Origin of the sequence: Echinicola sp. 20G, assembly GCF_015533855.1 — a bacterium.
GTDB lineage: Bacteria > Bacteroidota > Bacteroidia > Cytophagales > Cyclobacteriaceae > Echinicola.
Window position 1 is genome coordinate 5,326,681 of sequence record NZ_AP024154.1, and the last position, 25,791, is coordinate 5,352,471.

Consider the following 25,791-nt stretch of genomic DNA (forward strand, 5'->3'; position numbering starts at 1 on the left):
ATTTAAGTTACCAAATGAAATATTATGGGCAGACATGTTATGCCTGCCCTATCAACTTTTATACCTTCAAAATGCCTTCGCCGTTTTTGGCAAAATCTACACATAGGTCAAAGGCTTTTTGTCCTTTCATCTGCGCAGTACCCCCCAAGAGGATTGATTTTGTTTTGTCCTCTTCACTCTTAAAGTTTCTCACATTCTGAAAATAACCGGTTACTGCGTTATAGGCACCAAATAGTGTTCCCTCCGTAGTAGGTAATAACTGGGTATCTCCCATCATGGCATATGCAAAAGCCTCTTCACATTGATTTTTAAACGCAGTGGAAATATGCTCATATTCTCCTTTATACAGCCTGTCCAAGGTATCTTTATTGGGAGCCATTGCCAGTTCTATCAACCGTTTGACTTGTTTGTCTTTGATCTTTACTTTCGCCCATTGGTTAAAAACCGTTCCCAGCTTATCAGCCGTATCTGTTACAAGTCCCATTAATTTATGCGCCTGTTGAAGCCTTTCCTTGGCTCCTGATGTATGTCGAATCCTTACAACGTTGCTTTTCCTGTTCATTGCTGCATTTAGCGTATTTTGGCAAACCACCCTGATAGGGGTAAAAGCAGCAGTTATGCTACCGCTTCCATCATGGGAGGTAGTCAGGAATAGGTACTTTTCAACAAGGTCATCTTTCCCCACCAAGATATGATCAGCCAATTTGGCGGTGATAAACACACGTTCCCCGTCTCCCAGTGCTCCGGCCGTCTCAAACTTAACTCCCTTTTCCTCCTTGACTATAGCGTCAAAGAATGAAAATGCATCCTTATTTTGCACAATACCATAATCCTTTCCAACAATCCCAAACACCTTATTTGTGTCTGTTCTCATGGTGGCAAAATGACTGTTTACTTGGATTGCAGTTTGTGTATTTTCAAGACCATTTGTACCAACGCTGAGATCACCACATTTCGTAAACAGTGGAGATTTTATCACTTCATAATCCAGTCCGGCATAATGGATAGCCTCGGCGGATGTTGGATAATCTTCTACAACTTTACCAAGTTTGTGCCATGCCGGTTGTTTTACACTAAAAAAGCTGTGCTTTCCTGTTTTTTCATTAAAATGAATATTATGTCCCATGGTTTAAATTGATTATAGGGTTTTACATTTATTTGATTTCCTATTGCCTCCACTTCTAAAAACCTGCTGAAAAAACATTTTTTTAAAAGAAAAAACGGCAAAAAAGAAAGCTCAGGAAAAAGGGGCTGACACTTTGCAAAAAGGAAACGGAATAAAGGAAGGACAGTGGGGAGCATCTGTTTATGCCGTCCCTTTTTGCTCCACTTTGTAGGCTTGACATAAATCAGCCCCTACATTAGCTGCCCTTTTCTGCCGTTCTTTTAAAAAATTCCCGGATAAATCCTTTTCTATAAAAAAGGTTATGCAAGCTATTTGAAAAGTATATTCTTGGTTTCATTAATAAACTGATAGCGGACTGAATTCCCTAGTTTGCAGTTGGAATGTAATGTTCCTTTCCAGCCAAGCGGAAAGGAATAATGGAATGGAGGCAAAAACGGGGATTTTGTCCAAGACAGATACAAAGGAGGCTCTTTCTCTAGACAAGAGGAACGCAGGATTAGAGAAAGTGCAGACCTATTAATCAATGATAACCTATATTGACTCACCCAACTCCAACATTCCTCTAAATCATAGTTTGTTTACTTGATTTCATTCGCTTAATTTGTTGCCCATTTAACTGCCACCAATGAAAAGAATCCGTATTCACTGCTCCATTAAAATCAATCGAGGCCCATTGAAAGGAACTGTAGAACGTATTGGAGGCATCAATAATAACGGTGAGAAATGGAACATATCCATTCAAGAAGCGCTGAAGGGGACAAAATCAGGTCTTTGGGAATTCTATGTTTTGGACAATAATGTTGAGGTTACTTTATCCGCTGAATTCTTTGAAAAACTTTTGACCCCATATAGTCAAAATGAGAACATTACTATTTTTAATGAATTGGAGGAATGCCCACTTTAAGGTTAGCCACGTAAACCATATTTTTCAACCAAGATATTAAAAAGGTCCTACTCTGTTTAAAAAATGATCATGTTCCATTTAGGAAATCTAGGATACAGCCCCCGTAGAAACCATATGGCAAAAAAATGAGCCATATAGATATTGATAATTGAAAAGTATTCTAAATTATCACCCAATAAAAAAGGCTTCCGTTTGGAAGCCCTATAAAATCTTTACACCTTCACTGACCTCCCCTTCTCTTGCTTGGGGGGATCTTTCTTCACTCCCATACCCTGCTGCAAGTTTTCCTTTATCTCCTTCTGCAGATCCTTTAGATTAAGGCGTTTGCCTGATTGTTCATATACACTTATGGATTTGTACTGTGGATTGGCAGCTATCAGCACAGGAGTTTCCTTACCAACAATATTCACTTCATGAAGGTTACCTTTCCTCAAGGAATACATTAACCTGTCTTTTTGGTCCATTCCCTCCATTTCCACTATGGGTAGCGTTTTAAGTGACTTTTCCAGATCAAACCCATATCGATCATGGTATTGCAACATTGGGTGTTGTCCTTTTTCGTTCTTTTCAGCCAGGTCAAGTTGTATCCATGCATTGTACCTATCACCATCCTTGTTGAATAGGGTCTTATAGACCGGTCGCCATTCCAAAAGGTTGAATGCTTCCTTTGCGGAAATATTCTGGTTTTGGTAGAATGTATTGGACATCTTGGTGCCATTGGGTTTCTGCAGCTCGGCATCAAAGCTGTTGAAGAAGTAGCGATCCATTTTATCGGACTTTCTGAAATTGAGTTTGAAGTCAACTTTCTTGTCCTCAATGTCCACTGAATGGTTTAACTGGAACTCTTTTTTCCCTTGTTTCATGTGTTTTTCCAGTTGCTTGTTCAGGTCTTCCCCAAAGCCGGCATATTTGAGCCTGTCTTTTAAAACTTCTAAATTTTCCTGTTCCATGTTCAAGTTGTTTTATGGTTGAATAATTGGTTTGGCTTCCAGCAAGTGCTTGCCTTTTATTTGAAGGTTGATATTCCTTTCCCCATTTAGCCCTATTAGGTGTATCTCCACTATTTTGTTGTCAGAAACTGTAAAGGCAGGAATTCCCATCACCAACCTGCAGGACCCCATTGCTTCAACTCCCTGGAAGTACTCCCACTTGACCACTGTTGGAAATAGTTCTGTTTTACTTTGGGCTGTCCTTTTAAATGTCTTTGCATCTATTATCCAACACCGGGATTTTTCGGCAATGAAATCCAGTGAGCTTTTATTCTCCAGGTCAATCACGAAAAACAGGGTGTTTTCTTTGATAAACACTTCTCTGGCTTTTGCCTTGATTTCTCCAACCTTCAACAGTTTCCCCAATTTTCCTTTTATGGGATAGTTCAATAGTACCGAAGCGATTTCCTCCAGATCTTTATCATTGGGTGATGGACTTGACAAATTTACATATCGCGCATCTCTGGATATTTGGCTCCCCATATCAAGCACCAATGGGTAAGGTCTATTTTTATAGCTGACCTCAAAATGGTAGAGTCTATCAGACGATGTAATTATATGCAGGCTTGTAGGATCAAATTCCTTTGCTCCTGCCCTTAGCTTGAGTACATTTCCAGCATATGCATCCTTTTGGACCATTACTGCAGGGTTTCCCCTGTCCACGCTCTTGATTTCAAATGGGAACACCACCACCGTCGTTTTGTCCCATCCTACTGCAATTGGGTAGCTTTCAATAATTGCCTCTGAGGAATACTGGGCAAAAAGTCCACCGTTAACAATTACCATGATCCCGGTAAAGATCAGAATGCTTTTCACTATCATGTTTTTCTTCATGCTGATTTGGGGTTTATATGTGGTCCACCAATAACAGTGGATGTCCTGACTTTAGAGAAACCTGTACTTTTTTCATTTTTTTGGAAAGCAATCCTTTCACGGTCTCTGTTCCGGCCGAAGCAGCCTGCATCTGCCAAGTGTTGTCAAATCCTGCAATTTGTCCAGACTGCATGGTCTGTCTACCTTCTTCTTGAAAGGTTTTGTGGGTGATACTTCCTGGAATGCGTATGCCCTCCATGGCGTCCATATCATGGGCCACAAGATCAACTGGTAGTATCATTTTGTCTTTTCTGATTGCTGTGACTTCAATTCCCAACCTTTCTCCCTTTAGGCTACATACTCCATAAACCAAGGAACCTTTTTGAAAATCTATTCCATTGATGACAATCCCTTCCGATAATTCCAATTCGACGGTTTCACCTGTTACTACCCTTTGGTTTCCATAAACCAAAGCAGCAATGGCCGGTGCAACTGGTTCCATTTTCATCTCTTTTGGGCTTTCCAACCCGTAAAACCCATTAGTGCGAATTTCATTTTTTGAAGGACTCTTTACTTCTCCCTTTCTTTCAACCGAGAAATGTTTTTGGGCCATCCTGCTTTCCTCCAAGCGTTGCTTTACCCGCTCAGGGTGTTGGACATCGAGAAGCTTGTCCAACATCTGGGAAATCCTTTCCATTTCAGGGTCTTCATCCAAAGGCCTGTTCATCTGCTCCATTAAGCTCCCTAGTTGTTCAATATCCTCCTTCATTCCTGTATTCTTTAACTCAACAGGGGCAGTCTCCTTCTTTTTTACATCATTTATGGATGGTGTATTGATCAACTTTTGGATGGCATCTAACTGGTTGCCTATTTCGGCCTCGGTGGACTTAAGTTCTTGGAAAGGCTCTTGCTCAATGAGCTCCTGTTTTTCCAAAACCATGAACGGATCCAACTTTGATTGTTCTGCTTTCTTCCTGGCCCTTTTTTCTTCCTTTTCATATAGGTCAAGCTTGGTGAGCGACCTGCTATCGTTAATTTCGGCATTTGGCAGGGACAGGTTTATGCCACTTGATAGGCCTTTCTCACTTATGGTTTGAGGGTTCCCACCTCCTAGTGCCCAAAATGCTAGGAATAGAAAAGGAACTGTCAATAGAGGAAGGAAAACCATCATCCTTCTTTTTCTTCTGAATAATTCATTTTGGTTGTTCATGATATATCAATTGGTTTTAGGGTTGTTGAAATAAACTATCTTCATAAACCGGTAGTACAGGAACTTCCGGTTGAGGAGTGGATGTAGGTATTACTGAAGGAGGGCTTAAAGCGGTGAATCCAATGGCTGTAAATAGCACGGTGGCCATCAGCAAAATTATACCGACTATCAGGTATTGATCTTTCAGTGAAAGCCCTTTTAGCCATCCTTGTAACTTGAAAGTTACTTTGTGTATTCCCGTCTCGTAACCAGAGGTTCTTTCCAGATATATAGGCTTTCCAAGTAATTTCATCGGTTATGAACAGTTTGGTTGGTATTTGAAAGAGTTTCCCATCTTTCTATTAACAGGCCATGAGGATTGTTATCGGAACGCCGAACCTCCCTAAGCCTTCCTTTGGTTACCAAATTCCGGGTTAAGACCGAGGAGCTGCGAACAATGGTCTGTGTGCCGTAATAGATGAATCCATAGGGGTATGCATTGGTATCCAATCGGATGCTGTCCATTTTTATATCCTGGCTTATATTCGCAGCAACAATCCTTTGATAGTAACCTTTCTCTTTCAAGTTATCATATGCTGTTTTTGCTGATCCATCAGCCAAATAAAGGCTTTTGGACAATTGGTTGTTTATCTGGTTTTCATCTGGTGCAAGGGTAAAGAAATAATGGTGGAACATCTTGATATGGTCCTTGGCTTCCACTGCTATATTTTCATTCCTTTCCCCAGAAAAAGCCTCCAACACTTTTCCATGTGCTAGAATATATATGTGTTCCTGGGCCCTTTCAGCATGATTCAGCGATCGGAAACAAAGGAGGCCACATAGCGTGCATACCGAAACAATCCCCAAAAGGCTAAACAACCTAATATGACGAAATGCGGAGTCAATGTTTTTAAGGTTTTCAAACATAATTTATAGTGATTTTGCCACAGCACCGCCCACCTTGACAGCAGCCTGTGCCCCTTGTTTTGCTATATTATTTGTCTTGTTCAGCAGCTGGTCCCTACCTCCCGGCTGTACTATATAACTGGCCACATTTGGAACCGTAAAATAGCCCACGATGGCAATGACCATAAAAACCATATAAGTGGTCGAGGACAGGAAATTCTGATCCAGTTCCATCAGGTTCAATTGTATTTTGGCAATGACCGCCCCGAAAATATTGGCCACGGGAAGCCACATAAACACATTGATGTACCTTGCAAACCATGCAGAAAGTGTATGTTGAAATCCATCATAAACCGATAGGCCCAAAACGATCGGTCCCAATATGGTCAAGACCAATAGCTGAAATGTCCTTATCGTATTGATGCACAATGAGGCCGCAAAGAAGAGGACCTGTAATATTCCACTTACGATTTGGTTTAGAATATTCTGAAGGTTGAATGCATAAATACTATTGGCCAGTCTTTCCCATATCCCTGTATCTTCCACACTTCCCGGGTAACTGTATTGATCCGGGTCACCCAAATTTGAAGGGGGGCTCACATGGGATGAAAGATCCTGTTTATTGAGTATATCTATATGCTTGTTAATGGCAGCATTGCTGTCATGGACCATCGAGGCCGTACCGTCGACGAGCAAGTCACCAACAGTATGGATCACTGCTATTATCGTTGGGAAGAAAAGGATCAACAGGCCGATAGCAAATGGTCTCAGTAAGGGGTATACATCAATAGGCTCTGCCCTTGCCATATGGCCCCATACCCTTGAGGCTATAAACCAAAGTGCCCCGAAACCTGCTATGGACCTTGCTACGGTGGTAAGCTGCTTGGCAAGAGGTAACATTTCCACGAACAGAGATTCCAATGTCTTGTGAAAATTCTGGACACTGTCCGCTATCCCTTGTGCCATGACAGTAGTTGGTGCCAACACAATTCCCGCAGCTATCCATGTCATTATTGCCCATTTATATACTTGGCAGTTCATTCCCATAACCTCAAAGTTCTACTTAGGTTTTTCTGTAAATTCTTTCGCTGTAGGTTTAGCATTTTCACCTTTGCGTTTGTATTGCGCACAAACACCAACATGGACTGCATTTCTCCAAACACCCTATCGATTGCCTCTATCCTTTCATGGTCACTCATGCGTAGCTTTCCTGCTGTTAATACCATGGCCAGTTCATCCAGGTTCTTCACACTTTCCTTAAAAAGGTTATGATAAATCAAGGTCATGTATTCCAATTCCGAAATCTCCATAAGTCCATCCTTGGAAAGTTGTCGATAAGTATCCGTATATTCTTTTATGATCATTTGTTGGAAACGGACAATTTCCCCTACTCTATAGTACTTTCGTACCTCTGGGCTAACAGCCCACAAACCATCCAGAAAAGCTTCATGTAGTTTATAATCCCCTTCTGCTATGCCTTTTATGGTCTTGTATCCCGTACTGAGTATGGTATAGCCTTTGTACATGTCCTGAAGGATCTGCTTGAGTTGATTGAGCTTCTCAAAATTCAACACCAATTGGACCGCCTCATGGCTCTGGGCCTTTAGTGGCCTGCAAAACATCAGACTTCCAAGAACACAGAGTATCCATAATTTAGTTTTCATCATCAAAGAGGTTTTGAAAGCTTAGATTGGAAAGGGCAGCATCTTTTAGTTGTCGACTATAATTGTTTAGCATTGCTTTCATCCTCCTCAGTCCTGAAAGGATACTGCTCATTCTCCGGTAAAGCTGCTCCAATGTTTTCAGCCGCTCGGCATCATCCATTTTCATTTCGAAGGGTTTTAGGATCATTTCCATTTCAGCCAGTACTTCGAGAGACCTTTTTATGGATTCTCTGTAATGCCTTTCCAGCATGGCGTTTTTGTCTGCCCCTAACATGGCGGACCTAAGTAATCTACGTCCGGAGGAAACTTCACTTATGATTTCCCCTTGCAGCCAAATAATCTTTTCGGTGAGATGGTTATCCCTTACTACGGGACTGATGCCATCCATTGCCGCCAGGAACTCTTCGAACAGGTTAAAGTCCCCATCACGAATCTGTCCTATGGTTCTCAAACCCGTCTTGGCCAGCTGGTATCCTTTCCAGGCCGTGTCTGCATAAACCTTAAGGGACACCAGTTGCTCTGCCAGGTACCTTTCCTGGGTTTTCTTTTGCTTGAACCATTCGTTAAAAGTCTGTGTATGGCCTCCCATTGAAAGCATGGTCAAGGCCAAGCCAATTAAGATCGTCCTTTTCATTGAATTGTTGTTTTATGGATATGGTGTTATTTCAAATCGTACAAATACTCCAAAGGCTCATTGGATTTCGGATAGTATTCTCTGGCCCCTATCACTTGGAAATTCTGTTGGTTGAATCGCCGGATATCATTGAGGTTCTTTTCCACCTTTTTATCCGTCCTGTATATGATTTCCAGCCTTTCTGCATCGCTCATCTGTACCGAATAGGCGGTCATGACATCCATCAGGTGCCCAAGGTTTCTGACACTTTCATCCAATATCAGGGAATAATGAGAGGCCATGGCTTCCTTTTCGGCAATCTCAAGTCTGTTTTCCTTGGACAAGACTGCCCAGGCCTCCTGATATTCCCTTACAATCATGGCCTGTTTATTGGCTATGTCCTTGACCCGGTGATACTGGGACAGGATGTTCTTCACTTTTCTGAGTTCATCGAAGAGTCCTGCATATTGGGAACGTTGTTTTTCGCTCCAACTGGCGATGTCATCCAATTCCAATTTGGTCAGGGCATTCTCAATCACTTTTTGGGCATTCTGTAGCCAAATAGTCTGATTTTGGAATCTCTGAATTTTAAGGTCGATCGCTTTGATGACCTTTTTCACCCCTTGTTTGATGATTTCCAATACAACGGCCAAGGGAACCGCTTCGGCCCTTTGCATGGGAATCATGACCAATCCGGCACACATGGCAATGCTGCAGCCCAGTAACTTCATTTTCCTTCCTATCATATTAGTGGTTTTCATTTTCTCTGGCCAGGATTGAAATGGCCTTCTTGAGGTTTCCATAACGTTTGGTGTACGCCCTGATCTTTTCCCTTTCCGATTCTTCGGTGGTATAGGCCAGGTATTCTTCCGGACTTACTTCAGTCCTGTAGACCTTACTGTGCTGTCCTCCCAAACTGATAAATACTTCCTTGTACTTTCGTTTGGGATCATTGGCTTTATTGATACTTAAGGCCAATGCCTTTTCCTTCTCGGTCATCCCTAGAAGTTCTTGGATACGCCCAAACTTGTTTTGGTATTTGGACTGGTCCAATAAAATCTTACAGTCTGAATTATTGACGATGGCCTCTTTGACCACTGGGGAGGAAATGATATCTTCCACTTCCTGCGTGACCACTATGGCCTCCCCATAGAACTTCCTGACCGTTTTGAAGAGGTATTTGATATATTCTGCCATACCCTCCTTTGCAATTGCCTTCCAAGCTTCCTCAATCAGGATCATTTTCCTTACCCCCTTGAGTTTTCTCATTTTGGCGATAAAGATCTCCATGATGATAATGGTAACCACCGGAAACAGGATGGGATGGTCCTTGATCGCATCCAATTCAAACACAATCATTCGTTGTCCCAGCAGGTCCAGGTTTTCTTTGGCATTCAATAAGTAATCGAACTCACCACCTTCGTAGTAGGGTCTCAGGACATACATGAAATTCTCCACATCGAAATCTTTCTCCTTTACCCCTTCTTTTTGAAGCTGTGCCCTGAATTCAATTTCTAGGAATTCATAAAACGCGTTGAAGCATGGGAATATATTTTGGTTCTGGTCCAGATAAGCATAAAAGGCATTTATAGCATTGGAAAGGGCCACATACTCCGACCTTTTAAACGGTTCATCGTCCTTTTTCCAAAGCGCAAGGAGCAAGGTCTTCAAGCTCTCCTTCTTTTCCGTGTCAATGGCTCCCTCCACATAAAAGGGGTTGAATCGGATGGGGTTGGCGGTCTCATAGGTAAAGTAATATCCCTCCATGAGTTCGCACAGTCCCCGATAGGAATGCCCTACATCCACAATGACCACGTGGGTTCCCTGTTCGAAATAGCTCCTTACCATATGATTGGTAAAGAAACTCTTTCCACTACCTGATGGACCTAGCACGAACTTGTTCCTGTTGGTTATGATTCCCGCCTTCATCGGTTCATCCGATAGGTCAACATTGACAGGCCTTCCGGAAATACGGTCTCCCAAACGAAGCCCTATTGGTGAAGGGGAAGAACGGTAATGCGTTTCCATGTTGAAAAGGCAAACAGCCTGTCCGGTAAATGTATCAAAGCATTCATTGGAGGGAAGCTGGCCTTCATTGCCCGGTAGTCCTGCCCAATACAGTTGTGGTGCTCCAAGGGTTTCCTGATGGGGCACTACATCCATTTGTGAAAGTGCCGAGGAGGCGCGGTTTCGGATATCGACCATTTCATCCCCGATGTCAGTCCAGCATATCAGGTTAAAATGGGCTTTAACAGGAGTTTTACCATCCGAAATGGCCTCGTTCAGGAATTCATTGGTGGCTTCCCTGGACAGGGCATTTTCCCTGCTATAAGCTGCCAAGCTTTCCAAACGAAGTCTTTTGGCCTCCAGGTCCTTGAGCTTTCTTTTGCCATCACCAATGATGATGTACTGGTTGTAAACGTGGTTGCAGGACAAAATCTCCCCTAAGGGAAAGGTATGCCCCACCTTAAAATCAGTCCTGTCAGTTTCATACCTTTCCCATTTTCTGTCCGTGGCAATGGAATTTGGAAGGCATTCCACATCTGCCATCGAATACATGGCCACCTGTTTATCGCCTATTTTCCAAATTGGCCTGAATACTATATCGGCCAAAGCTTCCCTAAGGCCATCCCTATTTAACAGCAGGTATTTTTCCAGGAGTCCCCCATCATCCCCGATGCCAAGGACCGCATCCGTGCCAAGTCGGTGAAGGCCCACGCCGGTATCATCCAGCACTTTTTCAAATTGCCCCAGCTCATCCATGAAAGTGTTAATCTGCTTTGCATCTATCAATTCCCGAGGGACAGGTCCATTTCTTAAAAGACTGGACATGGAAGATTTGGACAGGTTGGCCTTTCTGCATTGTTTTGTCACCATCAGATAACAACAATGGTTCAGATAGGGCCTTTCATGAAAAAACCGTTCACTTCCTTCGGCCAATAGTGATTGCACTTTTTCGAAATTACCTTTAAAAGAAGTTTGGGTAAACCAGTCCTGTTTATGGACAATAGTTCCTTTTTCCAACAGCCTTATGGCCTTTACCCAACCCAGGTGCAAATTCTGGTAATCAGTGGCCGAAAGCGTATAGATCTCCGGTAGGCCCACCCTATAAACTGCCGTAATGTCCCCATTACGAGCCAACAACAGCTCTTTCTCCATCCTGTATAAAGGGAAGTTTTTTTCCAGGTCAAATACGCCCATTACCTTTTTCTTAATTCTTGAAAAACCTTTCTGCTCCTGCACCTGATCCCCTGTGGGACCTTCTTATATGCCCACTTTTTCATGAGGCCATGCCGGCCATATTGGGCATTCATCTTGAATACCGAAATGGATAGTATTGCCCCGATTAGACCGGTCATAAGGATTATGAGCCAAGCAGGTACTCCAACCATATAGGCTATGCTCACCCCTAACAGGAGAACCACCAAGCCCACTGCCATATAGGCCAGGTATTGGCCCGAAAGGCCTTTGAACTCTATTGGCCGATTAATACCCTTATTGATCCTGTATTCCATGGTATGCTTGTTAAACACCGAAGAAACTTTGAAGGACAGTGGCTACCACTACCAGGAAAACACAGCTCCCAAACCAAGCTGCTGCAACCTTTCCGGTATCAGGCTCTCCATTGTTCCACTTGTTGAAAACCTTGATGGCTCCTATCAGTCCCGTAATGGCGCCTATGGCATACATCAGGTTGGTCCCCGACTGGAAATAGCTCCTGACCTTATCGGTAGCTTCATCAATTCCTGCAATACCGCCCTGGGCATAAGCACCAACAGAAACCAGACAAAGCAATACCCAAAACACTATCGGTAATAATTGCTGCACTTTTCTCATATTAGATTGGTAGTTAGTAGATTAATAATTTCCTTTTCAGTTGTCGCAAGCCCTGAATTTTCAATCTTTGCCCTTAATCGAAGGGTTGCTATCCTCTGGAAAACAGGCTCTCGTTTTCCTTCAAAACCGCTCCATATTTCCAATACCCGGTCGGAAAAGACTTTCTCATCCCCTTTGGATTGTGCAACTGCTTGTTCCAAATCCACCATGGTTTCCATGAATCCAATTATCAGAGGTTCCCACTTGTTCTCCTTCAAGGGTGGGAAGTTCTTTGAACTTTTTAAAGGTGCCGAAACCCAGATCGATTTCTTGTCCAATAGCTCCTTCCTGAAATACATAATTATTACATAGGCATAATAAATGGTCAGCAAGCCTGCCATAGAAACTATAAACTGTTGCCATGAGATGGTCTGGATCATCCTTCTTTCCGATTGGGTACATGACAAAGGTGTGTTGGATTCCAAAAAAATGTTCACACCGAACCCCGAAGTGGGCACTAATTATCAGGAAAGTATGCTAGCTATCTTCTCCCTTGCCATTAAGGTCAGTGTTGTCCATCCATTTTTCGAGGTGAAGTTTCAGGGCATCGATAAATGTCGTCCTACCTGATTTTCTGATGCGTATTTCCTGAAATGTCCGGTAATATTGAGAAAGGTCTTTTTGGAACATTTCCTCTAGATAGACTGCTATATCGCTGATGCTTACCTTACCATGGTTGAATACATTGGAAGCCTTCAGCGCGTAGGTCAGCTCTACCAGGGCAACCTTAGAAGCGGTCCATTTTAGTTTAGGATCATTGACGCTTATTGGGGGATGTTTTATCTTTTTAATTTCCTTGTTGAGGTAATCCTGAAGGTGCTCAAAAGCCATGAATTTAGCAAACCTGTAACTTCCCAAGGTGGCAAATCTCGCATCCCTATGTACAATCGGCTTGTCCGGAATAAAGGGAATCTTTTCTGCATTTCTGACAAATAGACTTTTGTCAAGGGATTCCTCTCCCAGTCTATAGTAATTATACAGGAACTGATGCCTGTGGAAGTAGGCTTGGATAAACTCAAGCTGTTTGATGTATTCCTGAACAACGCCTTCCTCTTTAATGGGAAGCTTGGCACGGATATAATATAATTCTCCATAGTACACCTGCTCAGCCTCAAACCTGGGTTTGATGTGTTTGAAAAAATCCATTTCTTCCTCGACATCTGTGAAAGTGTGGGTCAGGATAAATTCTTTGAGTTGTAGCATCACTGCATTAACAGCTTCGTAAATGGCTTCTGCTTCCCGGACGGGAATAAGGTACTGGTGCTGTATTTGTTGGACTTGGTTCTTTAGTTCCCTGTAAAGGTCGTTACAATAATTTTTCATGTTCTATAAGGTTAATGGTTAAAAAACGAACATAAATTTATTGTAACCAAACGTTTACAAATTGGGTATAAATGGATAATATTGACAAACTATTCAAATTACCATATGAATTATTCCTTTTCAGGGATAGGCGCAACAGCCTAATTTTATAACTGATAGGTTCCTTCTTACACGTTTTTACAATCTGTGAATTTTTGGGAGTAACAAAGAATTGTTGACAGGAAAAAACAATATATATGATGATGTATTTTTCAGGATTGCACTGTCCGTGACAGGAGCATTATTCTTGACTATCAAAAGCATCATACTTCCAAAGCCAATAATGGCAGTTTACGATCAGGTCCTCCTCCATTTCCTAAGTTATTTTATGATCTGCCTTGTAGGTACAGAAATTACCTTTCGAGCCACTGCTTATCTTGATAACCGTTGTGACTGGATCCAAAGGCCTTTTACCCGTACCTGTCTTCAGCTGCTTTGCGCCATCATATTGCCTTTTTGGGTAATGTATAAAGCTGACCAGTGGGTTTATGTACATTTAGGGTTTCAGAGGGCTTTTCCATTTTTGGGCCTATATATTCTTTTCTTGAATATCTATTATATATGCTGCTACCTGTTGTATAAAGATCAAAATAACTTTGCCCCTAGTGATCAATTCAAACAGACCATATTGGTCAACAAGGGCATCAATCAAGTCCCGTTATCCGTAAGTATGATCAGCCACATCAAAAGAGAAGGGAACCATGTGTATATCGTTACCTTTGAGGAACAGGCTTTTGTGACCATGCAGACCTTGGATGAAATGCAACAATCACTAAACCCAAAGTTTTTCTTCAGGGCCAATCGCCAGGTAATTGTAAATTACAGCGCATGTATCCATTTCGGGCCTGATGAACATCGTAAGATCAAGCTTGAGATAACACCCAAGACTGCTTCTCCTATAATTATCGGCCAAAGAAAAGTAAAGGCATTTAAGGAATGGATGGAAAGGTGATTGATTTAAGCTTTTGGAAATTTAAGTTTCATCTTCCATTCCATGGTATTCAATGTACCAAGGAATTCCTGAATCCCTACTATCAATTCCTTGTATGAGGGGGAATCTCCATAAATCATCTGTTCCTGCATGGTCTTATAATCCTTCGCCCAGTCATCCATAAAATCCTGACCAGGTATTGGCTGTATGGTCTGGGGTTGATGCAGGTTATAATCAATATTTCCCACTCGGGTATAGGTATGTCTGTGCCCTACTATGGTTTCGTACAGATCATGATCGTTTATGGCGCTATTCGCAAACGGGGATTTGGACAATTGGTAAATGTCATATAGATGCCTGCTTAACCGGTCAACCCTTATTTTCTCTTTAGGCCGTTGAAATTCTTCATGAAGCAAAAACAGCTTCTCCAGAAATGTCCTTTCAGGCAAAACCGATGGTATGGAAATCGGACTTTATGCAAAAACTGCCCCTGAATACTGATCATCTATAAATGAGTTTATTGTTCTTTTTTCAAAGGGCTCTCTCAATGACCGGCAGCCTATTTCCACTTGGACCCTTGGCAAAATGTAGCCTGGAGGGTCAATAACATTATTATAGAATATTTCAATGACTCTAAGATCCTGATCACTTGAGGTTGAGGCTATTAGTTGGAATTCGACATCTTTAAATCCTTTGGCCATAAACCTGTCCCTTAGTTCAGGGAAAAAGGTATCTTCTATAAACTTACTGGTTTCCTTTCTTAACTTGGTTCTCTGGTTTTTGCTTAATTCCCCGTCAAATCCAAAAACTTACGGTCAATGGCCAGATCAATGTCTTCGGAGAAACGGTCAATCAATTTCCAAGCTTTACTAAGGGAGGTGCCGCCCTTGAATACAAGATGGGAAGCCACTTCCATTTCAAAAATGGTTTCCAAGGTTTGAACTACCCACCAATCTTTCTCACCGGCAAAAGCAGGAATTCCTTTTTCATTTTCCACTCCTTTACAGACATCAGCTTTGTCCTTTGCCTTAAGATCATAAAAAGTCATTGCGCTGTATTTTAATATTAAAGTGCTTTTTCCATTATTTGTCGAATCCAAACAGGTGCCAAATCCATATCATGCTTGAGATGTCTAGGGTTCTCACTTTTAAGTAATTCAATTATCCGAAATTTCTCCGCAGTACTGAGATGGTCCTTTCCTATTTCCCTAAGGGCTTGGATGACCAAAGCACTGATACTCCCTTTGGCAGCAAGGTTCTTTGGGGTTGTTTTCTTTAGTTTGATACTTCTTTTGCCCAGTTTTATTTCTCTTGGAGCCCCGTCGGTAAGAAAAACTAACTTCATGGGTACCTGTGTGCTCAGCCCCAATGCATTCAAAGCGTATGTACCCGTTGGCACAATCCTGATTTTATCCCTTTTCGCTATTGCCTGGGCAACCTCATCGGCAGTAGGCAGAACTTCTCCGATAAGCGGGTTAATTTTCGGACGCACATATATACCTTGTGCCAATGATTTTATGGTACCATATTCCTTTAGCCTTTGCAAGGCCTTACGGACAGCTACTCCTGATCCGTACTCCCTAAAATCCTCAGGAAAGAACAAGGTTCCTTTAGGCTTTGATTTAATGGACTTTTCAATGGCTCTTTCCGTATTCATCATGATACATAAGTATTGACATGTCACAAATTTAGTAAATATTTGTGACACAATTATACTTACATTTGTAAATGGACAATCTCCAAAACAACTATAAATTCTTAGAATATAGCCAAAAGTCTAAGAATCCTCTACTATACCTCTACTAGGACTGCGAGCATCCATCGGGGAAGAATGGAAGGTTGATACTTTATATCTGAATAATCATCATCTACAAATGGATGTTCTCTGAAGGTCCCCATGGAAACTTCCATTTACAGCATCAAGCCTCATGGTTATAATTAATTCTATTGTAAGGAAATTTCAATTCATATAGAATTTACAGTCAAGTGATACACTTTGCCTTAAAGGAAATAGCTTATTTAGGCATGAACTAGTGTCTCAATTGGAGCAGCTTCCATTCAAAATTTCCTCAACAGTTGGATTATATTTATTCTGTCTTGCTCCAAACAAGTCTTGAACCGGGTTCTGTTGAAAAAAATCAGTCAACTCACAGAAATTACTTAACAGGTCATTTGAATCAAATTGAAGTCGGGAAGTAGAAACAATATTGCCGAGTCCTTTCACTTCCAGCAAGTTTATATTATTCAAGACTAAAAGCATGGACACAGCTTGTAAACTTTCTAGCCCACTAAAATCTACCAACAACTTATTATCCGAAACAAAAAACTGATCACCTATCTCTGAAAGTTGATCCAGCCCATCAAATGATACCAGTTTATCGTTATTCTCAATACTAAAATTTGATAGTACTTTGGAAAGATTATTAAGACCATTTAATGAAGTAAGATTTCTATTGTCTGAAATGGTAATGAATTCCACTTCTGATAGGTTTTCAAGACCTTCTAGAGATATCAGATCATAATTATCACTTATGATAATGCCATCAACCTTTTTTAGATTCGCTAAACCATTAAGATTTTCTATATCATAGGTGGAATTTATTTTAAGTGTTCCACTTATTTCAGTGTAACCACCAGCAGAGAATGAATTTAAATCATCCAAAGAACCTATTTCTACATTACCTTCAAAAACGGTGGAAGTATTATCATTTTTCGCATCATCAATGCATGAAAATAAAACTCCAGCAACTAAAAGTAGAATGAGGTTTTTCATAAGGTTATTAAGGTTTTAATTTTATTTAAAGAAAGTTTGCAAGCATAATGGATTGTATATCTGCCTCCTGATACAATTGTAAACCAAAAGTATATCAGGTCTAATACTTTTTAAGAATTCGTTTACCTGAAGAAAATTTTCACTTTATGGCTCTCCCTTTTTTAAATATAAACCTCCATTCTTAAAATGAGTATCCCCTCAAAACTAAAGAATCTTAAATACAAATAAAATGAGGCTGCCTTGTAAGTCTGAAGTATGCACTCCATTATCCATATGGCAGTCCATCATGGGAGAGGAAATTTAAACACCTTAGACATTAATTAGGGGAAGTTATATACCGTCGCGATCTTCTAAAAAACGTTACTAAAATCAAAAATTTCATAGATATCCCTGAAAGTCTCTTCTTTGCTCTTACTAGTTCCCAAAATTGTTATTTTGGTTAGCACTTCTTCAAATCTAGAAAATGGTTGAGAGAAATTGGTTATGCATCCAATCTAGAACTACACCTTGTCACAGTCCCATAGCTATGTTAACAGGAAGTCGATCCAAAAGAATTATTACCTAGCATTGTCCCATTTCTGGGCCGTATCAGTAAATTCTTTATATATGCGACTGGTGTTGAATTTATTTCTACTGTACTGGATGTATTCCGCCAAGTTCTTGTTGTAAGTATAAAAAATATCAATATAAAAATCTTTTAATACCTGCTCATCCACAGTTTGGTGTCTAATATGTAAGCATATAGTTTCAAAAAAGTTTAAAACAGAGGCTATTGCAATTATATTTTCTGGGTTATCTTCAATATTTTTAACTGAAAAGCCCCTTTCCCTAAGTTTTCTTATTGTTAAATTACTTTGAGAAAGTTGAGAAGAATACCACGTATTAATAAGATTAAAGGAATTTTGTCTAAGCTCAAATTTCAACTTTTTTTCAGTCTCTGCTCTAATACTATTAACATTGATTGCATTATAAACTAAGCTAATAGCAGCTATTACAGTCCCTATAATGAGGAATATATCACTCACTTGTTGATCATTTTGGTACATGAAGTACCATAAGAGGATGGCTATTATTATTATTATTAGGCCGGTAATAAGTAAAACATACTTGATTTTAATATTATATAGTATCCATTGATCGCGCAATAAATATTTCGAACATTTGTATATCCAATCAAATGTTAACGTACATATCCTCTAAAAATAATAAATACCCAAAACAAATAAAATACCTCAGATAAGGTGTATCGCCCTGAAACCATCTTCAATAGTAAAACTAAACAACTCCTAATTTTAAAAAAATATCCCATACAGGGCATTTTTCACCAACTTCAAAACACCTATCTTAAAAAGTTTAATATTTCCAATACTGTTCTTCTAATGAAAAAAACATACTCCTCCTCTACCTTTCTTTATTTTTTGCATTGTCCCAGACATATAGCTAGACGATTTATGTAACTAAGACAGGCACCCAATACTGTAAATCTTTAAAATATAGTTCTATTAGCCACAAACTAACTGATACCAAAAAGAAAGGGAAGCCTTCCGCATCATGTGCAAACCTTCACTAGTTCCTTAGTGATAAGTAATAAGACTGGCATAAATAATAAAGAGGCAAGTGAAACAAATAAAACAACTCCCAATAAAGCAAATACCACAAAACCATCTACCCAACAAAGAGCAACTTCTGTTCGCTGTTCTGCCCCCAAAAACAGGAAACTGATGTAAAAGAACGGCCAAAAGTGCCCATGGAAAATGTTTCCAAAATGGAAGATTGTGAATAGGTAATCAAATGGCCTTTTATCTTATTTCCCAATTCAACTTGAAAACCCGGAAACGGTAATTACAAATTCCCAAGATACTGAAGCGAAGTGAACAAACTTCTCTTTGTAGGGAAACTAAAGGTTACTCATTGAAGCCAATGTTGCCATTAGATTTAAATACGGCTCAAGTATTATTCAGCTAATTTTGATAATAAGCTTTTTATTTTAGTCCTAAAAAAATTGATCTTTATAGGTAGTTCCATATTTAAAATTATTTCCAAATATTGACCGTATTAAATTGTCCAATTTATCTTCATAGGGTCCAATGGCATCTTTTTCAATTGTATAGCTATCGAAATTAACTATAAACATTTTACAGTCCCTTATTATGGATTTAACGTTTCTAGTCTTTTCAATTCTTTCAAAAGACATAAAGTAACTTATGAACTTCTCTACTTTTATAAACTCGTCCATATTGTCAATACTAATTTCGAATACGATATATTCAGGAACAAGATTATAATGGGAATACATAGCTAAAAGTCCAGTTGCACTATTGATAGCAGATTTTTCGAGATTTGACTCCGATAGGATGTCTTTGATAGTCAATTGCCAATCAATACTGGTTATATTTGAAGAGAAAAATCCACTTTTTCCGTATCTGTGTGTTTTAACTTTAATCATAAATCTCTTTTTTAATTAATGGCAATGGCTGTATATACGCCATTGGTGTATATACAATATTATTTAACCGTTTCTTAAATTATTGTTATACAGGTTCATATATACCTTTTTGATAATCAATTGATGTGGTAATCTTTTGCAAGAATTTAGTAAGTGCTTCCCATTGGGACTTAGGCGAAGTGACATACTTCCCCTAGTTGGGGCAAGGAGAATCCTTTTTGTAGATTCTCCAAAAACGACATGTATCCTCTCTGATGCCATAATTCTTATTTATGCGCTACCTCGATCATATAAATACATTGCGTATACATCCTCTAATCCAAGTTATTTAATGCTCATTACACTAATTTCAAACACTTGTAAACATTTACAATTGGACAGATTAATTAAAAATAATATATGATTATCCGCAATGATACCAGTAAGGATAAATAGCAGCAATGATGAGCCTGTCAAATAGTTTTTGACCGAAATATCTTCTGTTGAGTTTATAACAGAACTCATCAAGATAGTTTTGCATCATTCTTTCGCTTATCATATGGTATGTCTGCAGGTGTTTCTTTAAGTTGCTGATAGCAATGTGTACCCATTTGAGGTTGAAGTGCCCCTTTTCGGTTCCCGATATCTCCTTGACATGCACATCTATACAATCACCCAGGTCTGAGAAGGTGGTGCTCATATCTGTTTGAAGCACGGAGTTTGGATCAATAAATTCCTTGATCAAATTCTGGGCTGTTTTCGCCTCCAGGTTCTTTATCTTCTTCATCTTAAAATACCTACAGCTTTTGTCGGACTTGCCCGTTTCAAGGTCTTCCAAAACCGTTGATTCGGCCATTACCGCCACAATCGACCGTTTTTGGCTGCCCCTGCCTCGTTTAAGTTTGTTGGAGGTTTTGGTGGCTTTGCCCACGAAGGCCTCGTCATACTCCACCATGTCCTCAAGACTGTACAGATCATCGCGTTTCCCCATTACTTTACGGAGTTTATGGTACATCCTGAAGACGGGTTCGTAACGCTTCATGCCCAGCTGTCTTTGCAGTTCCAAAGCACTGAAGCCCTTCTTGGTGGCTGTGATGAAGGTCATGGCCAACAACCAGGTCCGGATCGGAAGGTTGCTGTTTTCCATAACCGTACCGCTTTTGATACTTGTTCGGAAGCTGCAGCACGAACATTGAAAGGACTTCTTGTTTGCCAACCAATAATGCTTGGTACCTTTGCATCTTTTGCAGATGATACCAGCTTGGGACCTTTTATGCCTGATAAACTCGATACAGGAAGATTCGTCAGGAAACCGATTGATGAAGTTGATTATGTTCATGGTCAAAACCGTTTGTCTTGACCTAATTTATAGTTAGTAATAACTCAAATGAAGCAATTGACACCAACTGTCAATCTTAATTTATTTGGCTACTGGTGCTATTGCGGATATACACAAAATAATAAATAGGTGCATCAAATGAAATACCCGTTCAACGGTATTTTTCACCCACTTCAAAACACTTATATTAAAAAGTTTAATATTCCCAACACCTCCTTTAAATTAAAAAAAAATCTACTCCTACTCTTCTTTATTTTTTGCATTAGCCTTGGCATATGGTCAGACGGTATATATAACCAAAACAGGTACCAAATACCATAAATCCTTTTGCAAATATTTAAAGTACAGCTTCATAAGCCTCCAACTCTCAAATACCAAAAAGAAAGATTATACTGCTTGCAATGTCTGCAAGCCTAGTTCGGTAATAATGAGTAATAAGACTGATATCCCAACTAAAGCTACAATTGAAAATAATAATTTAACTCCAGCCGGTTTTCCATGCATATTCTGCCTAAAGGGCTGGTTCGGATTCGGCACTTCGGGATATTGGGAAGTTCGACCAAACAGACTACCATTCCGCTTATTCATCAGATACTTGGAATACCGATTCGGGAAAAGGAGTCCCGGATTCTGGAAACCTATAACCCAAGGTATTGCACCTGCTGCCAGAAGGAAAGCATGGTAAGCATCCATCGCATACCTAAAAGAGGGTCGCCGAAAGCCGTCTTTTCTGCTGTCAAAAACCAATTTTAATTCCTGATATTGCTCGGGATAGGAAACCTATGTCCATGCAATAAAAAAGCCCTTCCAAAAGCCATTGGAAAGGCTAAAAACAATAAAACTCTTTTTGAATCGATACCGAATCTACTGGTAGGTACTACTTTTTAATCTAATTGGACACCTCGTTTCCCTCAAAAAATCCTGACTCAATCCCCATAGGAACCTCTCCGTACATGATAGCCATCGGTACCGTGCAACACCGGTTTCATCGTTCGTGCTACGCACGCGATGAAAACCTAGTTGTTAGCTGCAGTTTTATTTTGCTTCCATGAGATCCCATATGCTTTCAGAAATTTTAGCAAATATTTCGTCCTGCTCTGATTCATTAAGACCTGCAATAGGATTAGAAGGGGAATTCGTAGCTTGAAATTTAGATAGTTTTTTGATTCGAGGAAATAAAGAATGTCTTATGATAATAGGTATTATCAAACCACCTTCCTTTTCTACGTTTTCCAAAAGCTTTGGTATTTCAACATGGTTAATAAAATCAGATGCCAAAAAATCAGGGCTTATGAGTAGAATGCCAATTTTAGATTCTGCCATTGATTGCTTAACAGTCTCAAACCATTTATCTCCAGGTTTAAGTTTGTCGTCCGACCAGACCCGAATGTTCCCAATTTCCTCTAGAGGTTTAAGATGAATTTTCAGTCTATTTTTCCAAATCTCATCTTTGTGAGAATAGCTAATGAAGATGTTATTTTCTTTTAGGCCTATTTTTGGGATTTTAACATCATTTAAAATTACGCCTGTTTCTTCTAATAGTTTATTTATTGAATTTAATATGGGAATTGTAATTTTCGAGTCCCCGGTTAAGAGATTTTTTTTACATTCTTCGCAGAAAGCGTTGCCCTTCATACTTTTTTTTATATCCAATTTGGAAGTTTTTACATCGTAAACACATTCCCTTGTGCCTTGATGGTTCTTATGTGACGGATTTAAGAAGTTTAAACTATATCTAGCCAAATAATAAATGAAATATGCATCCATTTTATTCTCAGGAATAATAGTGTCTGCAACCCCGTTGGTAGTAAATATCCCGAGTCCTTTTTCAGGTTCACTACTTCCGAAGATATTATAATATTCATCGTAGACTGGATTGTCCGTAATTAATAGAACATAGGGATGAAAACCGCCAATTTCCCGACGTCTCTGATCCATTGTTTTAAACAACAGTCGAGCATCAATTTCATCGGGAAACATGATGTTAAAATCTCTTTGGTTGTTCTGATCAATAATACTATATTCTAAATCATCTTGGAGCTCATTTGCCCTTTTTACAGAATTTTCTATAGCACTTTGAAAGTCTTCTGAGAGATTAAAAATTTCAATTGGAATTTTTGCCATTAGCTGTATTTTTTTGATTAATGGTGAGATTGACGCATTTAAAATCACTCAATAAGTATTGCCATTAAGTTAATCAAATAAATTAAGTGCTTTCATTTGGTAAATTGCAGAGAACGCTAGGCTAAACTGCGTTTAATGCAGTTTAGGTTTTGTTAGGTTCTGTTTTAATTTCTTCGACAAGATATCCCGAAAGAAGGTATTTTTCTGAATCCAAAGTCACTTCTCCATTCAGTTTTTTAATTATCTCCTCAAATGATTCAAAAGGGCCTACTTCTTTACCAAATAAATCATCAGGTTCGACACTGGAGTAATCATATACTCTTGTAAATCCTTCATCTGAATCATCAAATTTTTCAAAAATCAGTGCAAAATAGCCTTCTTTAGTTTTTCCTAAAGTTACATAACGGAAACATCTGAAATTATTTGTAAAGAATTCCCCAAGAAATTGTTCTACCTCTTTCCCTGAATTTATAATAGGTAGTATTTCAGACAGATTTAAGTATCTCATTAATCCTTAATTGAACCTAACGGCTGAAATTACGCCATTGGTGTATACACAATATTATTTAACCATTTCTTAATTTATTGTTATACAGATATTTATAGATAATCGATTGACGAGGTAATCTTTTGCAAGGATTTAATGAAGGTTTCCCATTGGGTCTTAGGCCAAGTGACATACTTCGCCTAGTTGGGGCAAGGAGAACACTTTTTGCAGATTCTCCAAAAACGACATATATTCTCTCTGTTACCTTGATCCTTATTTGTGTGCTACATCGAACATATAAACGCATTGCGTATACATCTTCTATTCCAAGTTACTTGAAGCTCATTTCACTAATTTCAAACGCTTATTAAACACTTGTAAACATTTACAAGTGAACATATTCATTAAAAATAAGAAATAGGTGAATCAAATGAAATACCCCCTTTACGGTATTTTTTACCTACTCCAAAACCACTATCTTGAAAAGTTTAATATCCCCAACAACCCCCATTTAATGAAAAAACGCCTACTCCTCCTCTACCTTACTTTTTTCTTTGCATTTGCACAGGCATATGGTCAGACGGTATATATAACCAAGACGGGGACCAAATACCATAAATCGTCCTGCAATTATTTAAAGTATAGTGCTATAAGCCTCCAACTCTCAGATGCCAAAAAGAAAGATTATACTGCTTGCAGCGTGTGCAAGCCTAGTACTATAGTGAGGAATGATAATAGCAGTACACAAGCCAAAGCTGCAAGTGAAATAAATAATGTAACTCCCTCTAAAGCCAGCACCACAAAAGCATCTCCCCAACCCAAGGCTAATTCTGTTCGCTGTTCCGGTACCACCAAAGCAGGAAGCCAATGTAAAAGAATGACCAAAAGTGCCAATGGTAAATGCTTTCAGCATGGCGGGTAGTAAATAGGTAGTCAAATGAGCTTATCCTCATTTTGCTATTTTACTATTGTTATCCGAAAATTGGAATTACAAAATCCAAAGATAGAAAGGTGCAGATGCATTCTTCACCAAGTCGGGGATCGTAATCACAGATTACATCTAGTAAAGTAGGCGTCCTTATACATTACCAACCTCACTATCTACCATGCCAGCAGACAAGTACAGACTGTACCGATAACTATCGGTAAGAACCGTATCCCGAAAGCTTTCGGGAGTCGTGTAAGACCGTGTGCGCCATGGCGTAGGCGCACCGTGAGCCATAGGCTCACGGCCGTCCACTCATTAGCTTTTATTATTTTTTAACTTGATGTTCCCAATAAGCCCCACTAATGTCTGTGATTTTAAGCGTATATGTCCCTTTAGACAAACTTGATAAAACTTCATTATCCAAATTTAGCTTTGCTTTTGCCCCTAATGGAACAATTAAACTGTGCTTACCTGGTTTTATTTTAGAAACATAATAGTTTAAGATACTCTCTTTATCCATGGTAGCTAAATCTTCTTGGGTATATTCAATAATTGTGTTGTTTTTGTTGTCATACAATTCAATTCCTATCACCCAAGAACCATAAACATCCACGCCTTCCGTCCTATAAACATCAAAACTTAATCTGTTTTCGCTGATTTTTCCATCTGTAATTTCCAATTTTGGCTTTACCGATTTATTTTGGAGTGTTCCCCATACACCGCTGTGAAATACTTGGTTTGTCATTAAAGTCACTCCTAAAATAAATAGAGAACCTATTAAAACAACTTTTGGAAAAACCCTTTCTTTTATTGGCAAAATACCTGAACCCAGCCAAGCAAACCATTTCTTTTTGGTAATTGCAAAATTGTTTTTTATCAGATAATTGTCGAGGGAGTATTTCCCACTACCTGTTAAGAATAAAACAAAACCTGTGGCGATTCCTAGAATTCCTATTTGCCATTCGTCAAGGCAAGTTGTGCCAATCCAACCAGAGCCTAAAAGGATCCCCATAGCCAAGCCAAAAACACCAATGCTCATTATTCTGGTAAACAAACCGAACATAATAAACAAACCGACAATACCTTCAACAACCGTAAAAATCACCATATTAATCCAAAGTGCATCTAGATTTTCCACCAAGTATTGTATGATGGGTTTTATACCCAAGGCGTTGGGTAAAAAGGCATTAAATTTTTCACCAATATAACCCGCTACTTCAGGGTCAAGCTTATCGGCTAATACGGTTCTTCTCCAAAATGCCGAAAAATAGGTCCAACCTACTACTAATCTTAATGCGAGTGCCAGAAGCCCTGCATCATTTTTTAAACTTACATTCTTCATA

General features: G+C 39.5%; 31 protein-coding genes. 4 read left to right on the plus strand and 27 right to left on the minus strand.

What is annotated here, in order from left to right; translation table 11 throughout:
• Positions 1-58: 58 nt before the first annotated feature.
• Positions 59-1,126, minus strand: a complete 1,068-nt coding sequence (locus JL001_RS21395) for a DUF932 domain-containing protein (protein WP_200979778.1) — start codon at positions 1,124-1,126, stop codon at positions 59-61.
• 625 nt (positions 1,127-1,751) lie between these two features.
• Between JL001_RS21395 and JL001_RS21400 the strand changes: the two genes are divergently transcribed.
• A complete protein-coding gene (locus JL001_RS21400; protein ID WP_200979779.1) occupies positions 1,752-2,030 on the plus strand; it encodes a hypothetical protein in 279 nt (92 codons plus the stop codon).
• A 212-nt stretch (positions 2,031-2,242) separates the two neighbouring features.
• On the opposite strand, the gene JL001_RS21405 is transcribed toward JL001_RS21400, so the two are convergent.
• The 14 genes from JL001_RS21405 to JL001_RS21470 all read right to left on the minus strand — a co-directional run bounded on the left by JL001_RS21405 (position 2,243) and on the right by JL001_RS21470 (position 13,403).
• Complete coding sequence (locus JL001_RS21405; protein ID WP_200979780.1) at positions 2,243-2,980, minus strand: hypothetical protein; 738 nt, start codon at positions 2,978-2,980, stop codon at positions 2,243-2,245.
• Positions 2,981-2,992: 12 nt separating this feature from the next.
• Positions 2,993-3,853, minus strand: coding sequence for a DUF4138 domain-containing protein (locus JL001_RS21410; RefSeq protein WP_200979781.1), 861 nt, complete (start codon positions 3,851-3,853; stop codon positions 2,993-2,995).
• Between the two features lie 13 nt (positions 3,854-3,866).
• On the minus strand, positions 3,867-5,042 hold the full coding sequence (gene traM / locus JL001_RS21415; protein ID WP_200979783.1) for a conjugative transposon protein TraM: 1,176 nt from the start codon (positions 5,040-5,042) through the stop codon (positions 3,867-3,869).
• Between the two features lie 16 nt (positions 5,043-5,058).
• A complete protein-coding gene (locus JL001_RS21420; RefSeq protein ID WP_200979785.1) occupies positions 5,059-5,334 on the minus strand; it encodes a hypothetical protein in 276 nt (91 codons plus the stop codon).
• Positions 5,331-5,948 carry a conjugative transposon protein TraK gene (traK, locus tag JL001_RS21425; protein ID WP_200979787.1) on the minus strand — a complete coding sequence of 206 codons (618 nt, stop codon included), beginning with the start codon at positions 5,946-5,948 and terminating at the stop codon, positions 5,331-5,333. Before traK ends, JL001_RS21420 begins: the two co-directional genes overlap by 4 nt.
• Positions 5,949-5,951: 3 nt before the next feature.
• On the minus strand, positions 5,952-6,968 hold the full coding sequence (traJ, locus tag JL001_RS21430) for a conjugative transposon protein TraJ (RefSeq protein WP_200979789.1): 1,017 nt from the start codon (positions 6,966-6,968) through the stop codon (positions 5,952-5,954).
• Positions 6,965-7,594, minus strand: a complete 630-nt coding sequence (locus JL001_RS21435) for a TerB family tellurite resistance protein (RefSeq protein WP_200979791.1) — start codon at positions 7,592-7,594, stop codon at positions 6,965-6,967. Before JL001_RS21435 ends, traJ begins: the two co-directional genes overlap by 4 nt.
• Complete coding sequence (locus JL001_RS21440) at positions 7,581-8,225, minus strand: hypothetical protein (protein WP_200979793.1); 645 nt, start codon at positions 8,223-8,225, stop codon at positions 7,581-7,583. The genes JL001_RS21435 and JL001_RS21440 overlap by 14 nt, the downstream gene beginning before the upstream one ends.
• A gap of 26 nt (positions 8,226-8,251) precedes the next feature.
• The gene (locus JL001_RS21445; RefSeq protein ID WP_236252935.1) at positions 8,252-8,950 is read right to left on the minus strand and encodes a conjugal transfer protein TraI; all 699 of its coding nucleotides are present in this window, start codon (positions 8,948-8,950) and stop codon (positions 8,252-8,254) included.
• A 1-nt stretch (position 8,951) separates the two neighbouring features.
• Positions 8,952-11,405: a TraG family conjugative transposon ATPase gene (locus JL001_RS21450; protein ID WP_200979795.1), complete on the minus strand. Its 2,454-nt coding sequence runs from the start codon at positions 11,403-11,405 to the stop codon at positions 8,952-8,954.
• Positions 11,405-11,719, minus strand: coding sequence for a DUF4133 domain-containing protein (locus tag JL001_RS21455; RefSeq protein WP_200979797.1), 315 nt, complete (start codon positions 11,717-11,719; stop codon positions 11,405-11,407). Before JL001_RS21455 ends, JL001_RS21450 begins: the two co-directional genes overlap by 1 nt.
• 10 nt (positions 11,720-11,729) lie before the next feature.
• Positions 11,730-12,041, minus strand: coding sequence for a DUF4134 domain-containing protein (locus tag JL001_RS21460; protein ID WP_200979799.1), 312 nt, complete (start codon positions 12,039-12,041; stop codon positions 11,730-11,732).
• Complete coding sequence (locus tag JL001_RS21465) at positions 12,038-12,460, minus strand: hypothetical protein (RefSeq protein ID WP_200979801.1); 423 nt, start codon at positions 12,458-12,460, stop codon at positions 12,038-12,040. Before JL001_RS21465 ends, JL001_RS21460 begins: the two co-directional genes overlap by 4 nt.
• Positions 12,461-12,557: 97 nt before the next feature.
• Positions 12,558-13,403 carry an RteC domain-containing protein gene (locus JL001_RS21470; RefSeq protein ID WP_200979803.1) on the minus strand — a complete coding sequence of 282 codons (846 nt, stop codon included), beginning with the start codon at positions 13,401-13,403 and terminating at the stop codon, positions 12,558-12,560.
• A 211-nt stretch (positions 13,404-13,614) separates the two neighbouring features.
• Here JL001_RS21470 and JL001_RS21475 point away from each other — a divergent pair, with 211 nt between their 5' ends.
• Positions 13,615-14,394 carry a LytTR family DNA-binding domain-containing protein gene (locus tag JL001_RS21475; RefSeq protein WP_200979805.1) on the plus strand — a complete coding sequence of 260 codons (780 nt, stop codon included), beginning with the start codon at positions 13,615-13,617 and terminating at the stop codon, positions 14,392-14,394.
• A gap of 5 nt (positions 14,395-14,399) precedes the next feature.
• Here JL001_RS21475 and JL001_RS23305 read toward each other — a convergent pair whose 3' ends face one another.
• The 8 genes from JL001_RS23305 to JL001_RS21515 all read right to left on the minus strand — a co-directional run bounded on the left by JL001_RS23305 (position 14,400) and on the right by JL001_RS21515 (position 20,909).
• Positions 14,400-14,822, minus strand: a complete 423-nt coding sequence (locus tag JL001_RS23305) for a nucleotidyl transferase AbiEii/AbiGii toxin family protein (protein WP_200979807.1) — start codon at positions 14,820-14,822, stop codon at positions 14,400-14,402.
• 24 nt (positions 14,823-14,846) lie between these two features.
• A complete protein-coding gene (locus JL001_RS23310; protein ID WP_200979810.1) occupies positions 14,847-15,074 on the minus strand; it encodes a nucleotidyl transferase AbiEii/AbiGii toxin family protein in 228 nt (75 codons plus the stop codon).
• Between the two features lie 83 nt (positions 15,075-15,157).
• The gene (locus JL001_RS23255; protein WP_200979812.1) at positions 15,158-15,421 is read right to left on the minus strand and encodes a nucleotidyl transferase AbiEii/AbiGii toxin family protein; all 264 of its coding nucleotides are present in this window, start codon (positions 15,419-15,421) and stop codon (positions 15,158-15,160) included.
• A gap of 17 nt (positions 15,422-15,438) precedes the next feature.
• Positions 15,439-16,032 (minus strand): DUF6088 family protein, encoded by a 594-nt coding sequence (locus JL001_RS21495; protein WP_200979813.1) that lies wholly within the window; start codon positions 16,030-16,032, stop codon positions 15,439-15,441.
• Between the two features lie 378 nt (positions 16,033-16,410).
• Entirely contained in the window at positions 16,411-17,145 is a 735-nt protein-coding gene (locus tag JL001_RS21500) for an epidermal growth-factor receptor (egfr) l domain protein (protein WP_200979814.1), read from the minus strand.
• A 557-nt stretch (positions 17,146-17,702) separates the two neighbouring features.
• Positions 17,703-18,170, minus strand: coding sequence for a DUF4760 domain-containing protein (locus tag JL001_RS21505; protein ID WP_200979815.1), 468 nt, complete (start codon positions 18,168-18,170; stop codon positions 17,703-17,705).
• A gap of 968 nt (positions 18,171-19,138) precedes the next feature.
• Entirely contained in the window at positions 19,139-19,591 is a 453-nt protein-coding gene (locus JL001_RS21510; protein WP_200979816.1) for a hypothetical protein, read from the minus strand.
• Between the two features lie 403 nt (positions 19,592-19,994).
• Complete coding sequence (locus tag JL001_RS21515) at positions 19,995-20,909, minus strand: IS1595 family transposase (protein ID WP_200979817.1); 915 nt, start codon at positions 20,907-20,909, stop codon at positions 19,995-19,997.
• Positions 20,910-21,407: 498 nt separating this feature from the next.
• Between JL001_RS21515 and JL001_RS21520 the strand changes: the two genes are divergently transcribed.
• Positions 21,408-21,662, plus strand: a complete 255-nt coding sequence (locus JL001_RS21520; protein ID WP_200979819.1) for a hypothetical protein — start codon at positions 21,408-21,410, stop codon at positions 21,660-21,662.
• A 282-nt stretch (positions 21,663-21,944) separates the two neighbouring features.
• Here JL001_RS21520 and JL001_RS21525 read toward each other — a convergent pair whose 3' ends face one another.
• Positions 21,945-23,033 (minus strand): toll/interleukin-1 receptor domain-containing protein, encoded by a 1,089-nt coding sequence (locus JL001_RS21525; RefSeq protein ID WP_200979820.1) that lies wholly within the window; start codon positions 23,031-23,033, stop codon positions 21,945-21,947.
• A gap of 142 nt (positions 23,034-23,175) precedes the next feature.
• Positions 23,176-23,541 carry a hypothetical protein gene (locus tag JL001_RS21530; protein ID WP_200979821.1) on the minus strand — a complete coding sequence of 122 codons (366 nt, stop codon included), beginning with the start codon at positions 23,539-23,541 and terminating at the stop codon, positions 23,176-23,178.
• Positions 23,542-24,034: 493 nt separating this feature from the next.
• Between JL001_RS21530 and JL001_RS21535 the strand changes: the two genes are divergently transcribed.
• Positions 24,035-24,442 (plus strand): hypothetical protein, encoded by a 408-nt coding sequence (locus tag JL001_RS21535; RefSeq protein ID WP_200979822.1) that lies wholly within the window; start codon positions 24,035-24,037, stop codon positions 24,440-24,442.
• 156 nt (positions 24,443-24,598) lie between these two features.
• On the opposite strand, the gene JL001_RS21540 is transcribed toward JL001_RS21535, so the two are convergent.
• Both JL001_RS21540 and JL001_RS21545 read right to left on the minus strand, forming a co-directional pair.
• Entirely contained in the window at positions 24,599-24,760 is a 162-nt protein-coding gene (locus JL001_RS21540) for a hypothetical protein (RefSeq protein WP_200979823.1), read from the minus strand.
• Between the two features lie 13 nt (positions 24,761-24,773).
• Positions 24,774-25,790 (minus strand): TQO small subunit DoxD, encoded by a 1,017-nt coding sequence (locus JL001_RS21545; protein ID WP_200979824.1) that lies wholly within the window; start codon positions 25,788-25,790, stop codon positions 24,774-24,776.
• Between the last annotated feature and the right edge of the window lies 1 nt (position 25,791).

Bases quoted from the DNA above. Each gene is read 5' to 3' on its own strand.
- JL001_RS21395 (WP_200979778.1), bottom strand. From the start codon at position 1,126: ATGGGACATAATATTCATTTTAATGAAAAAACAGGAAAGCACAGCTTT.
- JL001_RS21400 (WP_200979779.1), top strand. From the start codon at position 1,752: ATGAAAAGAATCCGTATTCACTGCTCCATTAAAATCAATCGAGGCCCA.
- JL001_RS21405 (WP_200979780.1), bottom strand. From the start codon at position 2,980: ATGGAACAGGAAAATTTAGAAGTTTTAAAAGACAGGCTCAAATATGCC.
- JL001_RS21410 (WP_200979781.1), bottom strand. From the start codon at position 3,853: ATGAAGAAAAACATGATAGTGAAAAGCATTCTGATCTTTACCGGGATC.
- traM (WP_200979783.1), bottom strand. From the start codon at position 5,042: ATGAACAACCAAAATGAATTATTCAGAAGAAAAAGAAGGATGATGGTT.
- JL001_RS21420 (WP_200979785.1), bottom strand. From the start codon at position 5,334: ATGAAATTACTTGGAAAGCCTATATATCTGGAAAGAACCTCTGGTTAC.
- traK (WP_200979787.1), bottom strand. From the start codon at position 5,948: ATGTTTGAAAACCTTAAAAACATTGACTCCGCATTTCGTCATATTAGG.
- traJ (WP_200979789.1), bottom strand. From the start codon at position 6,968: ATGAACTGCCAAGTATATAAATGGGCAATAATGACATGGATAGCTGCG.
- JL001_RS21435 (WP_200979791.1), bottom strand. From the start codon at position 7,594: ATGATGAAAACTAAATTATGGATACTCTGTGTTCTTGGAAGTCTGATG.
- JL001_RS21440 (WP_200979793.1), bottom strand. From the start codon at position 8,225: ATGAAAAGGACGATCTTAATTGGCTTGGCCTTGACCATGCTTTCAATG.
- JL001_RS21445 (WP_236252935.1), bottom strand. From the start codon at position 8,950: ATGATAGGAAGGAAAATGAAGTTACTGGGCTGCAGCATTGCCATGTGT.
- JL001_RS21450 (WP_200979795.1), bottom strand. From the start codon at position 11,405: ATGGGCGTATTTGACCTGGAAAAAAACTTCCCTTTATACAGGATGGAG.
- JL001_RS21455 (WP_200979797.1), bottom strand. From the start codon at position 11,719: ATGGAATACAGGATCAATAAGGGTATTAATCGGCCAATAGAGTTCAAA.
- JL001_RS21460 (WP_200979799.1), bottom strand. From the start codon at position 12,041: ATGAGAAAAGTGCAGCAATTATTACCGATAGTGTTTTGGGTATTGCTT.
- JL001_RS21465 (WP_200979801.1), bottom strand. From the start codon at position 12,460: ATGATCCAGACCATCTCATGGCAACAGTTTATAGTTTCTATGGCAGGC.
- JL001_RS21470 (WP_200979803.1), bottom strand. From the start codon at position 13,403: ATGAAAAATTATTGTAACGACCTTTACAGGGAACTAAAGAACCAAGTC.
- JL001_RS23310 (WP_200979810.1), bottom strand. From the start codon at position 15,074: ATGGCCAAAGGATTTAAAGATGTCGAATTCCAACTAATAGCCTCAACC.
- JL001_RS23255 (WP_200979812.1), bottom strand. From the start codon at position 15,421: ATGACTTTTTATGATCTTAAGGCAAAGGACAAAGCTGATGTCTGTAAA.
- JL001_RS21495 (WP_200979813.1), bottom strand. From the start codon at position 16,032: ATGATGAATACGGAAAGAGCCATTGAAAAGTCCATTAAATCAAAGCCT.
- JL001_RS21500 (WP_200979814.1), bottom strand. From the start codon at position 17,145: ATGAAAAACCTCATTCTACTTTTAGTTGCTGGAGTTTTATTTTCATGC.
- JL001_RS21510 (WP_200979816.1), bottom strand. From the start codon at position 19,591: ATGATTAAAGTTAAAACACACAGATACGGAAAAAGTGGATTTTTCTCT.
- JL001_RS21515 (WP_200979817.1), bottom strand. From the start codon at position 20,909: ATGAACATAATCAACTTCATCAATCGGTTTCCTGACGAATCTTCCTGT.
- JL001_RS21520 (WP_200979819.1), top strand. From the start codon at position 21,408: ATGCATATTCTGCCTAAAGGGCTGGTTCGGATTCGGCACTTCGGGATA.
- JL001_RS21525 (WP_200979820.1), bottom strand. From the start codon at position 23,033: ATGGCAAAAATTCCAATTGAAATTTTTAATCTCTCAGAAGACTTTCAA.
- JL001_RS21530 (WP_200979821.1), bottom strand. From the start codon at position 23,541: ATGAGATACTTAAATCTGTCTGAAATACTACCTATTATAAATTCAGGG.
- JL001_RS21535 (WP_200979822.1), top strand. From the start codon at position 24,035: ATGAAAAAACGCCTACTCCTCCTCTACCTTACTTTTTTCTTTGCATTT.
- JL001_RS21545 (WP_200979824.1), bottom strand. From the start codon at position 25,790: ATGAAGAATGTAAGTTTAAAAAATGATGCAGGGCTTCTGGCACTCGCA.